Below are 16500 nucleotides of genomic sequence, written 5' to 3' on the forward strand. Positions count from 1 at the left end.
GATGTCCTCCATATTTTAATTCATTGTTAAGCCGCCATCTACGGTAATATTTTGACCAGTGATACCATTAGCCTGATCGGAAACTAAAAATGTCACCATGTTAGCTACATCTTGTGGTGTTGTAACTTTATGTAATGGCGTAGTTTGTTCGATTAAATCAAACACTTCATCCGTAGTGACAGCACTAGCGTCTGTAGTTTTTAATAAACCACCAGAAACGACATTAGCTTTGATGCCATATTGTCCTAGTTCGGCAGCGATATTTCTAGTGAAACCGATTAAACTTGACTTAGCGGTAGTATATTCGTGGTAGGGTACGACAGGATTTTGGTATAAATTCGTTCCGATAGATATAATGGTACCTGATTTGTGCTTAATAAATTGATCAATAACGCTTTGCGTTACATTGAAAGCACCTTTGAGCGTACCGTCAATTTGTTGTTGATAATCTGACCAGCTTAAGTCTTTAAATGATTTTTGACTAGAAGGATCAAATTTAAATCCTATAAGCGCATTATTCACAACAGCATCTATTTTTCCAAAATAATTAGTAGCTTCGGTGATTAATTGATCAACTTGTGTTCTGTCTGTGACATCAGCACGTATTGCAATTGCATGTTCGTGACCAATTTCGTCCACAACTTTTTCTGCTAATGCTTTATTTTGAAAATAATTGATAATTACATTATGTCCTTGTTTACCTAAAGTTTTTGCTATTGATGCACCTAATCCTCTACTGCTACCAGTTATAAGTATTGTTTTAGTCATCATTTCACTCCTAGAATTATTTATTAAATAAAAAAATACACAACCTCCGTGAGAGAAGTTGTGTACTAAAAATCTACAATCTATAGTTAAGATATTAAAATAGCTTTGTCATTTTTGTAACACTTCCCTCCGCTAGTATGGACTAGATCAGGTTCAAAGGGTTTGAGTAAACTCATCTCAGTTAAAAAACACCCCTAGTGCATTTCATATTTAATTTATTCTCAATTTATAGTGTTTAATGATTAATGTCAAGTTTACTTCGAAATCGGAAGCTATATTGATACAATTAATTGTTTAAAAGTAAAAATATAAAATGGTAAAGAAGAAACTCTTTACAAACTTCTAAATAACTGTTAATATTATTTCTTGTAGAAAATAAAAATTAGAACAATCAAAGGAGAGAATATAAATGGCAGTTAAATTACGTTTAACACGTTTAGGCTCAAAAAGAAATCCATTCTATCGTATCGTAGCAGCAGATGCTCGTGCGCCACGTGATGGTCGTAACATCGAACAAATCGGAACTTATAATCCAAATAATGTAAATGCTCCAGAAGTTAAAATTGACGAAGAGTTAGCATTAAAATGGTTAAAAAATGGTGCTAAACCAACAGATACTGTACACAATATCTTATCAAGAGAAGGTATCTTGAAAAAATTTGACGATCAAAAATAATTGTCATCATTTACACATATTAAATTTATAAAAGGAGAGGCGTAGAAATCTCAGTGATTTAAAATGATTTCGTCGTCTCATCTTCGCATGAATGACTAAGGTAAAATGTTTACCATAGCGCATGCCAATATAATGATAAGAGGCTGAGACAATACATTTGTCCCAGCCTTTTAAATTATCACAAACATTTTAATGCACATTAACTAATTGATAAGATTGTTTAAAGGAATAAATAAAATAATCAATACAACATTTTACCACGTAACGATAGAGAAGGCTTATTATAATTATAATAATTCATGTTATAATTATTTTAGTCAAAAAATGAAAAAAACGAATTTCAATGATATATACACATTATCGGAGGAGCTTAAATGAAAGTAGAAATAGGTAAAATTATCAATACACATGGTATAAAAGGCGAAATCAAAGTCCAATCTCACTCAGATTTTACAGATATCCGCTTTCAACCAGGTGAAATTGTGATGATAGAACGTCAAAATGAACCAACAATAGAATTGAAAGTTGCGACATATCGTATGCATAAAGGGTTGCACATGTTGACTTTTGAAGGCATCAATAATATTAATGATATTGAGCATTTAAAAGGGGAGATACTTTTACAAGAACGCGACCATGAAGAAATTGAATTAGGTGAACATGAATATTATTACTCAGATATTATTGGTTGTACCGTATTCGATGAAAAAGAAACGCCTATTGGACGCGTGATAGAAATTTTTGAAACGGGTGCGAATGATGTATGGGTTGTCAAAGGTGATAAAGAATATCTTATACCATATATAGAAGATGTTGTTAAACATATAGATGTTGAAGGTAGACGTATTGATATTACGCCTATGGAAGGACTGTTGGAGTAATGAAGATAGATTATTTAACTTTGTTCCCTCAAATGTTTGATGGCGTATTAAATCAATCGATTTTAAAAAGAGCACAAGATAAGGAAATGCTACAAGTCAATACTGTCGATTTTAGAAGTTTCGCTGAAAATAAGCATAATCAAGTAGATGATTATCCATTTGGCGGTGGACAAGGTATGGTGCTTAAACCAGAACCTATATTTAATGCAATGAAGTGCATTGAAAAAACAGAAAATACACGAGTGATTTTAATGTGTCCACAAGGTCGGCCATTTAATCAGGAAATTGCCCAGGAACTTAGTCATTCAGAACATTTGGTTTTTATTTGTGGACATTATGAAGGATATGATGAACGAATTCGACAGCATCTAGTTACTGATGAAATTTCTATGGGAGATTATGTTTTAACAGGTGGAGAATTGCCTGCTATGGTAATGACTGATGCAATTGTAAGGTTAATACCAGGTGTTTTAGGTAATCAACAATCACATGAGGATGATTCCTTTCAGGATGGTTTATTAGAATTTCCACAATATACAAGACCACGTTCATACCAAGATATGAACGTGCCAGATGTATTATTATCAGGTAATCATGCGCATATTGATCATTGGCGTCATGAGCAAAAACTGATACGTACGTGGGAAAAGCGTCCAGATTTATTAGAAAATTATCCACTTACGGATAAAGATAAAGATATTTTAGAAAGATATAAAAAGCAATTGAAAAATGAATGACAGTGTGCTAACATAATTTAAGTGTGCGACACACGAAAATCACTATGATCCGCTGCTATATATTTGTCAAGGCAAGAACATAGGTTGAAGGAGAGAAAAAATAATGAGTAATCACAAATTAATCGAAGCAGTAACACAATCACAATTACGCACAGATTTACCTTCATTCCGTCCAGGTGACACTTTAAGAGTTCACGTACGTATTATTGAAGGTACTCGCGAACGTATCCAAGTATTCGAAGGTGTTGTAATCAAACGTCGTGGTGGAGGTATTTCAGAAACTTTCACAGTACGTAAGATTTCTTCAGGTGTAGGTGTGGAACGTACATTCCCATTACACACTCCAAAAATCGAAAAAATCGAAGTTAAACGTCGCGGTAAAGTACGTCGTGCTAAATTATATTACTTACGTGAATTACGTGGTAAAGCTGCTAGAATCAAAGAAATTCGTTAATCAGCATAAAAGTCATAAAAAAGAAGCAGTTCCTAATAGGAACTGCTTCTTTTTTTGTTTCGTAATCAATTCGACGAAGGTAATAATGATATTATTTTTTAGCGTAAATCCATTTTGTATATATGAAACTTAAAACGACGCCAATAACACTAATTATGATCAATAACCATGTATAGGGTGGTGTATATTTAAGCGTAATTGTCTTTTGTCCTTGTTCTACAGGGATGATTGTCATGATGCCATTTCCTTGTTTAACTGGTAACGTTTTGCCTTTGTCTGTATAAGCTTTCATTCCATCTCTATAAGGCATTGGCAACACGAGATAACCTTCATCATTTTTATTTTTTTCAATTGTATAATTACGCGCATTTTGTGAAACTTTCACTGAATGTAGTTGTTTATGTGCTTTATTTAATACGTCGTAGTTTTCTCCGTATATTCCTTTAATATTAAAACGATAAGTACCTTTAGATAATTTTATATTCAAATCTTGAGCAGATTTTATGCGCATTGTTACAGGAGTGACGAAACGTCTGTACTTATAAGATAAGTTATTACGATGTTGATTATATTCATTTACGCCAACATTGTGTACTTTATCTGGTCCCAATAATTCAACATCCATCTCTACATAGAGGTCTTCATATTGATTGGCAATAGATGTTGGTAACTTATACTGGATACCACCGCCGTCCTTAGAAACGGATAATTTATTTTTTTGTGTACGTTTTGCATTAACTAAATGAGTTGAAGTTTCTGCAAGTAAGTTTTTATTCGGTGTGAACTGTTGATTGGTAGGGTATGCGTCTGTCTGGTCAAAAACGACCCCTTGTAACATTGCTTGTTCTTTATCCAAAGGTGATTTAAGATCTTTTTTATTAAATACTTTATTTGTAATATGCGCACTTGGATAGTTGATTTTATTTGTTGAGTGTACAAAGGATTCATCATCAGAATGTTTGATTGTACTATGCTTAGAAAAACCATAAGGCATATTTTTGTCTTCTGGACGTCGTATACGATCATTGACATCCCAAAGTGCCATCAAATTAGCTCTATTTGAAAGTAAACGGTAAGTGCTGTTTTTATCCGTATGCATATTGATTTGTAATGCTTTATCATAATATTTTAAAATATCGCCATCAAAAATACTTGAATATAATGCAATGCCGTTGAAATGATATATCATTGGTGAATTCAAACCGTATTGTGACATGTAATCGATTCTACTGAATGGATTATCTTGACTCTGTTTAATCTTATCAATTTTTTTGGCTAATGAAGGACTTTTATATTTTGAATCATGCATTGACGAAACTGTCGATTCGTATTTTTGAACATTATTTACATGGTCGTTTTCTAAAATAATTGCTTGTTGAATAATGAATAATATTACAAGTACAACAGATGGCCATTTTAATTTGAATAGTGATTTTTTATAAAGCAATATACCGATAAAAATCATAATTACAAGGCAGACGCCCATCCATGACATTTTTTGTTCTTTTACTATAATTTGCATAATACCCATAATCATTAATACGGGTAAGCAAGCGAATATATACGACTTCAATGATAATTCAGATAAATGCTGAATAAATAATGCAATTAATCCAGCAGTAGTAAGCGCAAATATATAAACCCAGCGGCGCTCAGGTGTTGAGAACCCATTGAACATACTATCGAAAAGGGGAGTTAGAGATCCTATTAGCATCACCCAAGTTGCGATAGCGAAAAGTCTATAATAATAATGTCGATATAATTTAAAAGATAGTAAGGCAATGAGTGCAATGATAGTAACAGTGATATAAAATCCATTTGTGAAAAAATGTTTTTGTCGTGCGAAATCTGTAATGATACCAAAATTAAAATAAGGATTACTTACTCTATCATTATTTAAAAAAGAAGAAACTCCAGTATAAAAACCCCATATAGCAATTAAGGTACTTAATATAACAGCTATAGGTATCATCCAAAGTTGTTGTTTCCTTGTGACGCTATCTTTTGCATGTGGGAAGATACATCTGTAGATAAAGTAACTCAAAATGACAATAGCTTCGTAATAACTAAAATAAAAATTAGAAAATAATGTTAAAGCAATAGCAAAAATAAATAATCCAATTTTTCTTTCTTTATAAAACCGTTCAATACCAAGCAAAGATAGTGGGAGAAAAATTAATAAATCTCCATAATATGACCAAGTAAAATTAAAATAAATGACGGTTGTTGAAGCTGCATATAACATTGAAGCCAAAAATACTATGTAGTTTTTGAGCTTGATATAATTAAAGAAATAGAACGCAAGGATAAATGTAGCAATACCTTTGACAAAAGCTACAATCAATTGGTTACTTGCCCAATATGTGATATTGCTAGGGTTGCTATTAAATATTACTTCAGATAACCACACGAATAAAAAATTAATTATTACAAAAGGTGAGGTTGCATAGTAATAGGATAAATCTTTAACATAATCTCCACCTAAACCAAAAGAATGATCATAAAAACTTTTGAATTGGCTAAAGTGTTCGTAAAGATACATTTGGAAAGGCATCATTTGCCTAAACCCATCACCATGACCACTGAATACGACACCGTCAGTTAAATAGCGATAAATATATGGTGTGAACGTTAATAAAGCTACGCCAACACCCATTAAAAGGATCGTAAAAAATCTTGTTAGTTTGTGAGACCAAATTCTATGAAACACGGTCATACCTCATCTCAGATAAACTCCTTTATTTAAATTTAGATTTTTGTTTTAGACACCAAAAAGCACTTATTAAGATACTTATACCTGAAATTATAATCATCGTAAACCAATATTTCGGTCGATATTTAATGACAATTTCATGATCTTGTTCTGAGACTGGCACACCAGTCATCATATAATTTACTTTTTTAGGTTTTACTTTTTTATGATCTATGTAGGCCATCATACCGTCACGATAAGGAATGTTAATCGTTGCGATACCCTCAGAGTGTGGCGCTAACTTCACTTTAACTCCATTGTTAATATCATTATAATAATGATTTTGTTTTGTGTTATAGGCTTTTTTAAGTTTATTATAGTTTTCTCCATGAAGACTTTGAATTTCAAAATAATAATTACCTCTAGGATTAATAGCTATGTTAATATTACCATCTTTATCTGGTTGCGTCCTATATAATTGGTTTTCAACGCCAGTTTTATAGGTTGAATTGTTATATAAACGGTGGTTAGCATAATTATTTATATTAATTGTGTAGTTACTATCGGGTTTGCCACGTTGAACTTTTAAACTTAAATAAAAGTCTGAATAACGTTTTCTTATGTGATTTGGAACATGAATTTTAATCTGACCTTGGTTTTTGGGCAGATAGATTTGATTATGATTTTTCATTTTTACATTTTTATAAACTATTTTAGTTGAATTGATAAGGTTTTGTGCATTGTCCGTATAAGTCTCACCTTTATTTTTTATAACAACACCATCTAACATCGCATGTTCTCGATCGATAGGTGTTTTTAAAGCGTCGGCATTATAGATTTGATCACTCACTTTTACGGAAGGTAAGTTTAAAGTATTCTCATAAATGTGATATTGTCCTTCACTTTTTACTTTTTTAAAATAACTAGGAACATTGTTTTCGTAATCTTTTAACATTAAATATTTCATTGAAAATAAACTGCTAATATTTTGTCGCCCATTAGTACTTTGGTATCTACTCACTGATTCAGACTGCAGGTTAATTTTTAAATCATCGTAGTAATAGTCTAAAATATTATGGTGAAAGATACTTGAGTATATACTTGAACCTTTAAAAAATTGATACATAGGTGTGTTATCTTGTTCATTAACACGCCAATCGATACGTTCGTCTTCGGTCTTAGAATGTTTCATTTCAGAGACTAACTGTCTTTGTAACGGTGTGTTAAAAAGACTTGCATTGACATAATAACGATTTGCTCGTTCAACATGATCTTCAAAATAAATTTGATTGCGTATAAAAACAGCTACAACGAGTGTTGCTAATATCAATATGGCAGTATAGTAAAAATAAGCTAAACGTTTACGATAAGTTGGAACATGAATACACAATACTAATAAGCCAATTAAACTAACAATAGGTGTAAACCAAAGCCAAGAAACGAAATCATCATAAACCCAAGCGCTTATAAAGATAAAACTTAAACTTATGATTGATGAAAAAAGATAGTTTTTAACCGTTAAAGTGCTAAAGTATTTTGCATATAGTCCAATGAGCAATGCAGCGTTAAAAGCTATTAAGTAATGCCATCTTTTTTGTGGAGCAGAAAAGCCGTTAAAGAGCTGATCGACAAATGGTAAATAATTAGCACCTATCGTTAGGATCATAAAGAAAGCGAATAACTTAAAATAAAAATGTTTGTACAGTTTAAATGATAACAGTGCTTGTATCACTATAAATAAAATCACTATTAAGTAATTGTCATAAAATAAATTCGTATTTTGGTTGAAGGGTTCAAAAGCATCTACGTCTCCATTAAAAGGTATACGTCTATTATTGGTATAAGCACGTAAGCCATGATAAAAAAAGAAAAGACTACAACCAAGTGCTAAAATTGCAGCAATGAGGATTGTGTATATTGCTTTAAGTCTAGGAACGATATCATGTTTATGCCTATATATTAACCTAACCGTGAAATAGATTAGGCCTACGATTAATTGATAATATGCAAAATAAAAGTTATTAATTAATGAAACTGTGACTACTATAATAAACATAGCTTTTTTTTCTTTTTGCAAAAATAATTCAATAGACCATAAGAGTAGCGGTAATAATATAAAAATATCACTGAAAAAAGGCCAATATACAGTAAACCTAAAATAGAGTGGTGATATTACAAAAAGATATGACGATAGTAGTGCAATGCTTCTGTTATGTGTAATGTAACGTACAAAACCAAAAGTTGCTAACATCGCTAATGTTGATTTAAATACTGATATGACAATAGCATTTGTCATCCAAAACATGATGTCTTGCGTATTTAAATTGACAACTAATTTTATTATAAAGATAAACAGCACATTCATCATAAATAAAATATTAGTTGAAAAATAATAACTTAAGTCAGTAAAAAAATCTCCGCCTAATCCAAAATCAGTGGCGTAAAACCATTGTCCATGACTCCATTTATCATACAAGTACATTTGCATTGGAATCATTTGTTCCATGCCATCGTTGGGCCCTGTAAATAAAACACCATCATTTATAAATCTATAGATGACATATCCATGACCAATGATTGCTAATATAAAGCATAATAATATGTAAAAAAGCATCCTTTTCATGAGTAGTCTCCTGTAATTGAATTATTTTAATTCTATTGTAACGATTTTTTAGATTTATTGATAAAAATTACTATTATTTTATTTCAAAAAAATTAATCTCAAGATTATATTTATTTTGGTGTTTAGTATTGAAGGACACAAATTTGCTTAGTTTAAGGTCTGTTATAGACAATTGGGCACTTATTATAGGAAAATAGTGTAAATTAGTTTTTTAAATAAAGTAAATACAAGTTTTTATTTATCTCTATTCACCGCTCGTGTTATGATTTTAAGGTCAATGAATGGTATGAATAAAATATAAAATTTTGAAAAACAAACGAATAAACGTAAAAAGAAAGGTGAAGTAAATGGTAATCCAATGGTATCCAGGACATATGGCAAAAGCAAAACGCGAAGTTGCTGAACAATTAAAGAAAGTAGATGTTGTTTTTGAACTTGTTGACGCCCGTATTCCTTATAGTTCAAGAAATCCAATGATTGATGACGTGATACAACAAAAACCGAGAGTAGTTATTTTGAATAAAAAAGACATGGCGAATTTAAAAGAATTAGAAAAATGGGAGTCTTATTTTAAAGAAAAAGGCTATTATCCAGTGGCAATCGATGCTAAACATGGAAAAGGACTAAAATTAGTAGAGCAAACAGCTATTAAAGCAACACAAGAAAAATTTGACCGTGAAAAGAAAAAAGGTCTAAAACCACGTGCGATACGTGCGATGATCGTCGGCATTCCTAATGTTGGAAAATCTACACTCATTAATAAGTTAGCACACAAATCCATTGCTAAAACTGGAAATACACCTGGTGTCACAAAGCAACAACAATGGATCAAAGTTGGAAATTCACTTCAATTATTAGATACGCCAGGTATACTTTGGCCTAAATTTGAAGATCAACTTGTAGGGAAAAAATTAAGTATTACCGGAGCGATTAAAGATAGTATTGTACATTTGGATGAAGTTGCGATTTATGGTCTTGAATTTTTAAAAACCTATGATTATGAAGGATTGAAAAATCACTATAAGGTCGATGTGCCAATAGAAGCTGAAAATTTAGAATGGTTTGATGCTATAGGACGTCGTAGAGGATTGTTGCGTAGCGGTAATGAGGTTGATTATGAAGCGGTCATTGAATTAATCATCCATGAAATTAGAAATGCAAAAATCGGAACATATACGTTTGATGTTATTAAAGAAATGGATGTGTAACATAAATTTATGAAGCAAACGATAAAAGAAATTAAAGACCAATTAGCAACGTTACACAACACAAGCGACATTCAACTTCAACCATTTTATAAGGATGAACGTATTGGGGTTCAAAAAGCAATAGCAACAAGAATAAAACAACTAGATAAAGAACAACAATTATTAAATCAATATCAAGCCATGACATTTTATGAAAATCAAATATTAGCAAATGATGAAAGTGCGATAATTTGTGGTATTGATGAAGTAGGGAGAGGTCCACTTGCAGGACCAGTTGTCGCTTGTGCGGTGATATTAAATCATGATCATCACTTTACAGGTCTTAATGATTCGAAACAACTTACTGCCAAAAAAAGAAAAGTATTAGAACGTCAATTATTAGAGGAATTACATGCTTATGCATTCGGCTATGCTACTGTAGAGGAAATTGATGAAATCAATATTTATGAAGCGACAAAATTAGCTATGAAACGTGCTATTAATGGGCTGTCAGTTCAGCCAACACATTTACTCATTGATGCGATGACTTTAGAAACAAATATCGATCAAACATCTCTTGTGAAAGGTGATGCTAAAAGTGTATCGATTGCTGCAGCAAGTGTCTTAGCCAAAGAAAATAGAGACAGGTATATGACTCAGCTTGCCCAAAAATTTCCAGAATATGGGTTTGAAAAAAACGTTGGCTATGGTACTCAGCAACACTTAGATGCAATTAAAAATCACGGCATTTTAAATGTCCACAGAAAAACATTTCAACCAATTAAATCACTTTATAAATAATCTAAAAATTAAAAGAATTGAAATAAGTAGTTTAAATCAGTTTACAATAGCGCTTTCATTTCCTATAATTAAATATGAACTTAACCTAAGAAACAGGAGGATGGAGAATGAATATCCACGAGTATCAAGGTAAAGCAATATTTCGTTCAATGGGCGTTGCTGTCCCAGAAGGACGTGTAGCATTTACTGTTGAAGAAGCAGTTGAAAAGGCAAAAGAATTAGATTCAAATGTATATGTTGTAAAAGCGCAAATTCACGCCGGGGGTAGAGGTAATGCAGGCGGTGTTAAAATTGCAAAATCACTATCTGAAGTGGAAACATATGCAAAAGAATTGTTAGGAAAAACATTAGTAACACATCAAACTGGACCAGAAGGTAAAGAGATTAAGCGCCTTTACATAGAAGAAGGCTGCGATATTCAAAAAGAATATTATGTTGGATTTGTAATTGATCGTGCAACTGATAGAGTAACTTTGATGGCATCAGAAGAAGGCGGTACTGAAATTGAAAAGGTTGCTGCTGAAACACCCGAAAAAATCTTCAAAGAAACAATTGATCCAGTTGTTGGATTAGCACCTTATCAAGCAAGAAGAATTGCTTTCAATATTAATATTCCTAAAGAATCTATTAATAAAGCAGCTAAGTTTTTAGTATCACTTTATAATGTATTTATTGAAAAGGATTGTTCAATTGTTGAGATTAACCCACTTGTAACTACAGGTGATGGGCAAGTACTTGCATTAGATGCAAAACTCAACTTTGATGACAATGCGTTATTTAAACATAAAGATATCCAAGAATTACGCGATTTAGAAGAAGAAGATCCAAAAGAAATCGAAGCTTCTAAATATGATTTATCATACATTGCATTAGATGGCGACATTGGCTGTATGGTAAATGGTGCTGGTCTTGCAATGGCGACAATGGATACAATCAATCACTTTAGTGGTAATCCGGCGAACTTCCTTGACGTAGGGGGCGGCGCAACGAAAGAAAAAGTTACTGAAGCGTTTAAAATCATATTGGGTGATGAAAACGTAAAAGGTATCTTTGTTAATATCTTTGGTGGCATTATGAAATGCGACATTATTGCTGAAGGTATTGTTGCTGCAGTTAAAGAAGTAGAATTAACTTTACCGTTAGTTGTACGTTTAGAAGGTACAAATGTTGAAAGAGGTAAAGAAATTCTGAAAGAATCAGGATTAGCTATTGAACCGGCTGCAACAATGGCAGAAGGCGCACAAAAAATCGTAAAACTTGTAAAAGAAGCGTAAGGAAAGGATGGGAACGCTAAGATGAGCGTAATGATAGATAAAAATACAAAAGTAATTGTACAAGGTATCACAGGGTCTACTGCACTTTTCCATACAAAACAAATGCTTGAATATGGTACGCAAATTGTTGCAGGGGTAACTCCAGGTAAAGGTGGACAAGTGGTTGAAGGCGTACCAGTTTTCAATACTGTTGAAGAAGCTAAAAAAGAAACTGGTGCAACCGTTTCAGTAATCTATGTACCTGCTCCATTTGCAGCAGATGCTATTTTAGAATGCATTGAAGCTGAGTTAGATTTAGCTATATGTATTACAGAGCATATTCCAGTTATCGACATGGTTAAAGTGAAACGTTATTCAGAAGGTAAGAAAACACGTGTTATTGGACCAAACTGTCCAGGTGTTATTACTGCAGACGAATGTAAGATTGGTATCATGCCTGGTTATATACACAAAAAAGGTCATGTGGGCGTAGTTTCACGTTCAGGTACATTGACTTATGAAGCTGTACATCAGTTGACTGAAGAAGGCATTGGTCAAACTACTGCAGTAGGTATCGGAGGAGATCCAGTTAACGGTACTAACTTCATCGATGTATTAAAACAATTTAATGAAGATGATGAAACGAAAGCAGTTGTTATGATTGGTGAAATTGGCGGTACAGCAGAAGAAGAAGCTGCTGAGTGGATTAAAGCTAATATGAATAAACCTGTTGTAGGTTTCGTTGGTGGCCAAACAGCGCCTCCAGGAAAACGTATGGGTCATGCTGGCGCAATTGTTTCTGGTGGTAAAGGTACTGCAGATGAGAAAATCAAAACATTAAATAGTTGTGGTGTGAAGACTGCAGATACACCATCAGAAATTGGTACTACGTTAATTGATGCTGCAAAAGAAGCAGGTATCTATGAACAGTTACTTACTGTTAAATAGTATAAATTAACAATAAAATAGTATTAAAAATGAGCACAAACTCCCGAAATATGTTGGAGTTTGTGCTATTTTAAGTGTATGAAATTTGTATGATATGAAGATTATGTACTGTACTCATTTAAATTTCTTTTTAAAAATAGATTACAAATGTAGTGTAAATGAATTTAATTTGTAAACTGACTTTATATCGATTTACTTTATAATGATTTTATAAAGGAGCACGATATATGAACACAGATTATCTATTTTTAAAATTACGTTTCTCAGGACTGTCCACACAGCAAATACATCGGTTACTTAAATTTAAAAGCAATTTTCTGTCATACACTAAGCGTGAACAACAAACAATATTAAAACTATATTTATCAACTACTAAATCTCAAAAGAAATATCAAATATATCATGATTTTGTTAACTATCATATTGATGCTATACTGATGCAATTATATAAATGGAATATTAATTTTATTGGAATTAACCATCCATCTTATCCAAATTTACTTCGTGAAATACACGATCCCCCGTTCATACTTTTTTATAAAGGAGATATCGCATTAACTGCACGTGATCAAAACCTTGCAATTGTCGGCTCTAGACATGCTACTGATTATACAAGGGATGCTCTGAAATTCCTTTTTCCTTCATTTAAAAAGAAGAATTTAACTATCGTTTCTGGATTAGCAGAAGGTGCAGACCAAGTAGCACATCAATACGCTATAGAAAATCATATGTCAGCTATTGCAGTGTTAGCCTTTGGCCACCTTAATCATTATCCAAAATCGACGCAAAAACTTAGGAAACAGTTAGAACAAACAGGATTAGTCATTAGTGAATATCTGCCTTATCAAAAACCGCTTAAACACCATTTTCCAGAAAGAAATAGATTGATTAGTGGTCTTTCGAAAGGTGTATTGATAACAGAATCTACAATTAAAAGTGGCACTTCAATTACAACAAATTGCGCATTAGAACAAAATAGAGAAGTATATGTTTTACCAGGTTCAATGTTTAATAATATGACAATGGGCAACCTAATGAGTGCACAAGAAGGCGCAAAAATTGTAATTTCACCGAAAGATATCATAGATGATTTTGATTAAAATTGATATAAATAAAATTGTACGAGAATACTTTTTGATTTATAAAAAAGATGTGAATAATCGGTGTCTTTTCCAATAATTAAAGCTAAATATGCCTTTGTTTAAATGAATTTAAAATTAAAAACATTGACAAAAACAAAATAGACCGTTTATCATTTATCTTTGTAATTAGAAATGCAAGGGGGTAACTACTTTGGCAGAAAATTTAGTCATAGTTGAATCGCCTGCAAAAGCTAAAACCATTGAAAAATATTTAGGTAAAAAATATAAAGTTATCGCATCTATGGGGCATGTAAGAGATTTGCCAAGAAGCCAAATGGGCGTAGATGTAGAAAATGACTATGAACCCAAATATATTACTATACGTGGCAAGGGTCCTGTTGTTAAGGAATTAAAAAAACATGCTAAGAAAGCAAAAAATATATTCTTAGCAAGTGACCCCGATCGTGAAGGTGAGGCAATTGCTTGGCATTTAGCGAATATATTAAATTTAGAAGACTCAACTGAAAATAGAGTAGTATTTAATGAAATAACAAAAGATGCAGTAAAACAAAGTTTTAAACATCCTAGGGGCATAGAAATGGAACTCGTGGATGCACAACAGGCTAGAAGAATTTTAGACCGTTTAGTAGGTTATAATATTTCACCTGTTTTATGGAAGAAAGTTAAAAAAGGACTTTCTGCGGGTCGCGTACAATCAGTCGCTTTAAGATTAGTCATAGATCGTGAAAATGAAATCAGAAATTTCAAGCCAGAAGAATATTGGAAAATAGAAGGGGAATTTAGATATAAAAAATCAAAATTTAGTGCTAAATTCTTACATTATAAAAACAAACCATACAAATTAACTAATAAAAATGAAGTTGAGACGATTACATCACAACTTGAAGGAGATCAATTTGAAGTTACAAAAGTAACAAAAAAAGAGAAGACGCGTTATCCTGCAAATCCATTTACGACTTCAACACTACAACAAGAAGCTGCAAGAAAATTGAATTTCAAAGCGCGTAAAACAATGATGCTTGCTCAACAATTATATGAAGGTATCGACTTGAAAAAACAAGGTACAGTTGGTTTAATCACTTATATGCGTACAGATTCTACTAGAATTTCTGAACAAGCCAAGAGTGAAGCTAAAGGTTATATTCAAGATACTTATGGGAATGAATATACCTCAAATCGTAAATCTAAAGGTCAAGGAGACCAAGATGCCCACGAAGCTATTAGACCATCTAGTACTTTGCGTACACCTAGCGAAATGAAAAATTATTTAACTAGGGATCAATATAGATTATATAAATTAATTTGGGAGCGTTTTGTGGCAAGTCAAATGGCACCAGCTATTTTAGATACGGTAGCATTAGATTTAACGCAAAATGATTTGAAATTTAGAGCCAATGGACAAACAATCAAATTCAAAGGTTTTATGACTTTATATGTAGAAACAAAAGATGATGGAGATGAAGGTAAAGAAAATAAGTTACCTAATATAAATGAAGGTGAAATGGTTACAGCAACAAATATTGAACCTTCACAACATTTTACACAACCTCCACCACGTTATACCGAAGCAAGATTAGTAAAAACCTTGGAAGAAATGAAAATAGGACGTCCATCAACTTATGCACCTACAATTGATACAATTCAAAAAAGAAACTACGTTAAAAATGAGAGTAAGCGTTTTGTTCCTACCGAATTAGGTGAAATTGTTCATGAACAAGTTAAAGAATACTTCCCTGAAATTATTGATGTAGACTTTACAGTTAATATGGAGACATTACTCGATAAAGTTGCAGAAGGTGAGGTAGCATGGAAAAAAGTTATTTCAGATTTCTATAATAGCTTTAAACAAGATGTTGAACGTGCAGAAGAAGAAATGGAAAAAATAGAAATTAAGGACGAACCTGCTGGAGAAGATTGTGAAGTTTGCGGTGCACCTATGGTTATAAAAATGGGTCGATATGGTAAATTTATGGCATGTTCTAACTTCCCTGATTGTAGAAATACAAAAGCAATCGTCAAAACAATTGGTGTGACTTGCCCTAAATGTAAAGAGGGCGATGTCGTTGAACGTAAGTCTAAGAAAAATCGTATCTTCTATGGTTGTTCTAAATATCCTGAATGTGATTTTGTGACTTGGGATAAACCAATTGGACGTGATTGTCCAAAATGTGAACACTATTTAGTTGAGAAAAAACAAGGACGTAAAAGTCAGGTTATTTGCTCAAACTGTGATTACAAAGAAGAAGAACAAAAATAACAATTATATATAAATTGATTATTAGGAAAAGAAAGTATTTTTTTAATAATATTTAGCAACTTACGATTCATATTTATAATGTAGAGATATGTTATTAAACTTATAAATTAGTATCGTAGT

Annotated in this window: 13 protein-coding genes and 1 riboswitch; of the genes, 10 read left to right on the plus strand and 3 right to left on the minus strand. The window is 32.2% G+C overall.

Going from position 1 to position 16500, the window contains the following annotated elements:
• Positions 1-15 precede the first annotated feature (15 nt).
• Entirely contained in the window at positions 16-768 is a 753-nt protein-coding gene (locus KA873_RS04935) for a 3-oxoacyl-ACP reductase (protein ID WP_107384514.1), read from the minus strand.
• A 107-nt stretch (positions 769-875) separates the two neighbouring features.
• Positions 876-974, minus strand: a riboswitch (TPP riboswitch).
• A gap of 203 nt (positions 975-1177) precedes the next feature.
• Here KA873_RS04935 and rpsP point away from each other — a divergent pair.
• The 4 genes from rpsP to rplS all read left to right on the plus strand — a co-directional run bounded on the left by rpsP (position 1178) and on the right by rplS (position 3516).
• A complete protein-coding gene (gene rpsP / locus KA873_RS04940; RefSeq protein WP_019468468.1) occupies positions 1178-1444 on the plus strand; it encodes a 30S ribosomal protein S16 in 267 nt (88 codons plus the stop codon).
• Positions 1445-1818: 374 nt separating this feature from the next.
• Positions 1819-2325 carry a ribosome maturation factor RimM gene (rimM, locus tag KA873_RS04945; protein WP_107384515.1) on the plus strand — a complete coding sequence of 169 codons (507 nt, stop codon included), beginning with the start codon at positions 1819-1821 and terminating at the stop codon, positions 2323-2325.
• Entirely contained in the window at positions 2325-3062 is a 738-nt protein-coding gene (trmD, locus tag KA873_RS04950) for a tRNA (guanosine(37)-N1)-methyltransferase TrmD (RefSeq protein ID WP_107384516.1), read from the plus strand. Before rimM ends, trmD begins: the two co-directional genes overlap by 1 nt.
• Positions 3063-3165: 103 nt before the next feature.
• On the plus strand, positions 3166-3516 hold the full coding sequence (gene rplS / locus KA873_RS04955; protein WP_019468465.1) for a 50S ribosomal protein L19: 351 nt from the start codon (positions 3166-3168) through the stop codon (positions 3514-3516).
• Between the two features lie 91 nt (positions 3517-3607).
• Here rplS and KA873_RS04960 read toward each other — a convergent pair whose 3' ends face one another.
• Positions 3608-6226, minus strand: a complete 2619-nt coding sequence (locus tag KA873_RS04960) for a YfhO family protein (RefSeq protein WP_107384517.1) — start codon at positions 6224-6226, stop codon at positions 3608-3610.
• A 28-nt stretch (positions 6227-6254) separates the two neighbouring features.
• Entirely contained in the window at positions 6255-8831 is a 2577-nt protein-coding gene (locus KA873_RS04965) for a YfhO family protein (RefSeq protein WP_107505384.1), read from the minus strand.
• Between the two features lie 347 nt (positions 8832-9178).
• Here KA873_RS04965 and ylqF point away from each other — a divergent pair, with 347 nt between their 5' ends.
• The 6 genes from ylqF (at position 9179) to topA (ending at position 16380) form a co-directional block, all read left to right on the plus strand.
• Positions 9179-10039, plus strand: coding sequence for a ribosome biogenesis GTPase YlqF (ylqF, locus tag KA873_RS04970; RefSeq protein ID WP_107384719.1), 861 nt, complete (start codon positions 9179-9181; stop codon positions 10037-10039).
• A 9-nt stretch (positions 10040-10048) separates the two neighbouring features.
• Positions 10049-10819, plus strand: coding sequence for a ribonuclease HII (locus KA873_RS04975; protein ID WP_107384720.1), 771 nt, complete (start codon positions 10049-10051; stop codon positions 10817-10819).
• A 107-nt stretch (positions 10820-10926) separates the two neighbouring features.
• Positions 10927-12093 (plus strand): ADP-forming succinate--CoA ligase subunit beta, encoded by a 1167-nt coding sequence (sucC, locus tag KA873_RS04980; protein ID WP_210140179.1) that lies wholly within the window; start codon positions 10927-10929, stop codon positions 12091-12093.
• A gap of 21 nt (positions 12094-12114) precedes the next feature.
• Positions 12115-13020, plus strand: coding sequence for a succinate--CoA ligase subunit alpha (gene sucD, locus KA873_RS04985; protein ID WP_019468459.1), 906 nt, complete (start codon positions 12115-12117; stop codon positions 13018-13020).
• A 227-nt stretch (positions 13021-13247) separates the two neighbouring features.
• A complete protein-coding gene (gene dprA / locus KA873_RS04990) occupies positions 13248-14120 on the plus strand; it encodes a DNA-processing protein DprA (protein ID WP_107504628.1) in 873 nt (290 codons plus the stop codon).
• Between the two features lie 193 nt (positions 14121-14313).
• Positions 14314-16380: a type I DNA topoisomerase gene (gene topA, locus KA873_RS04995; RefSeq protein ID WP_210140180.1), complete on the plus strand. Its 2067-nt coding sequence runs from the start codon at positions 14314-14316 to the stop codon at positions 16378-16380.
• Positions 16381-16500 lie beyond the last annotated feature (120 nt).

The organism is Staphylococcus sp. GDY8P45P (assembly GCF_017892745.1).
GTDB classification, from domain to species: domain Bacteria; phylum Bacillota; class Bacilli; order Staphylococcales; family Staphylococcaceae; genus Staphylococcus; species Staphylococcus cohnii.

What these genes read in the sequence shown, in the direction of transcription:
- KA873_RS04935 (WP_107384514.1), bottom strand. Translation starts at nt 768, where the DNA reads ATGACTAAAACAATACTTATAACTGGTAGCAGTAGAGGATTAGGTGCA.
- rpsP (WP_019468468.1), top strand. Translation starts at nt 1,178, where the DNA reads ATGGCAGTTAAATTACGTTTAACACGTTTAGGCTCAAAAAGAAATCCA.
- rimM (WP_107384515.1), top strand. Translation starts at nt 1,819, where the DNA reads ATGAAAGTAGAAATAGGTAAAATTATCAATACACATGGTATAAAAGGC.
- trmD (WP_107384516.1), top strand. Translation starts at nt 2,325, where the DNA reads ATGAAGATAGATTATTTAACTTTGTTCCCTCAAATGTTTGATGGCGTA.
- rplS (WP_019468465.1), top strand. Translation starts at nt 3,166, where the DNA reads ATGAGTAATCACAAATTAATCGAAGCAGTAACACAATCACAATTACGC.
- KA873_RS04965 (WP_107505384.1), bottom strand. Translation starts at nt 8,831, where the DNA reads ATGAAAAGGATGCTTTTTTACATATTATTATGCTTTATATTAGCAATC.
- ylqF (WP_107384719.1), top strand. Translation starts at nt 9,179, where the DNA reads ATGGTAATCCAATGGTATCCAGGACATATGGCAAAAGCAAAACGCGAA.
- KA873_RS04975 (WP_107384720.1), top strand. Translation starts at nt 10,049, where the DNA reads ATGAAGCAAACGATAAAAGAAATTAAAGACCAATTAGCAACGTTACAC.
- sucC (WP_210140179.1), top strand. Translation starts at nt 10,927, where the DNA reads ATGAATATCCACGAGTATCAAGGTAAAGCAATATTTCGTTCAATGGGC.
- sucD (WP_019468459.1), top strand. Translation starts at nt 12,115, where the DNA reads ATGAGCGTAATGATAGATAAAAATACAAAAGTAATTGTACAAGGTATC.
- dprA (WP_107504628.1), top strand. Translation starts at nt 13,248, where the DNA reads ATGAACACAGATTATCTATTTTTAAAATTACGTTTCTCAGGACTGTCC.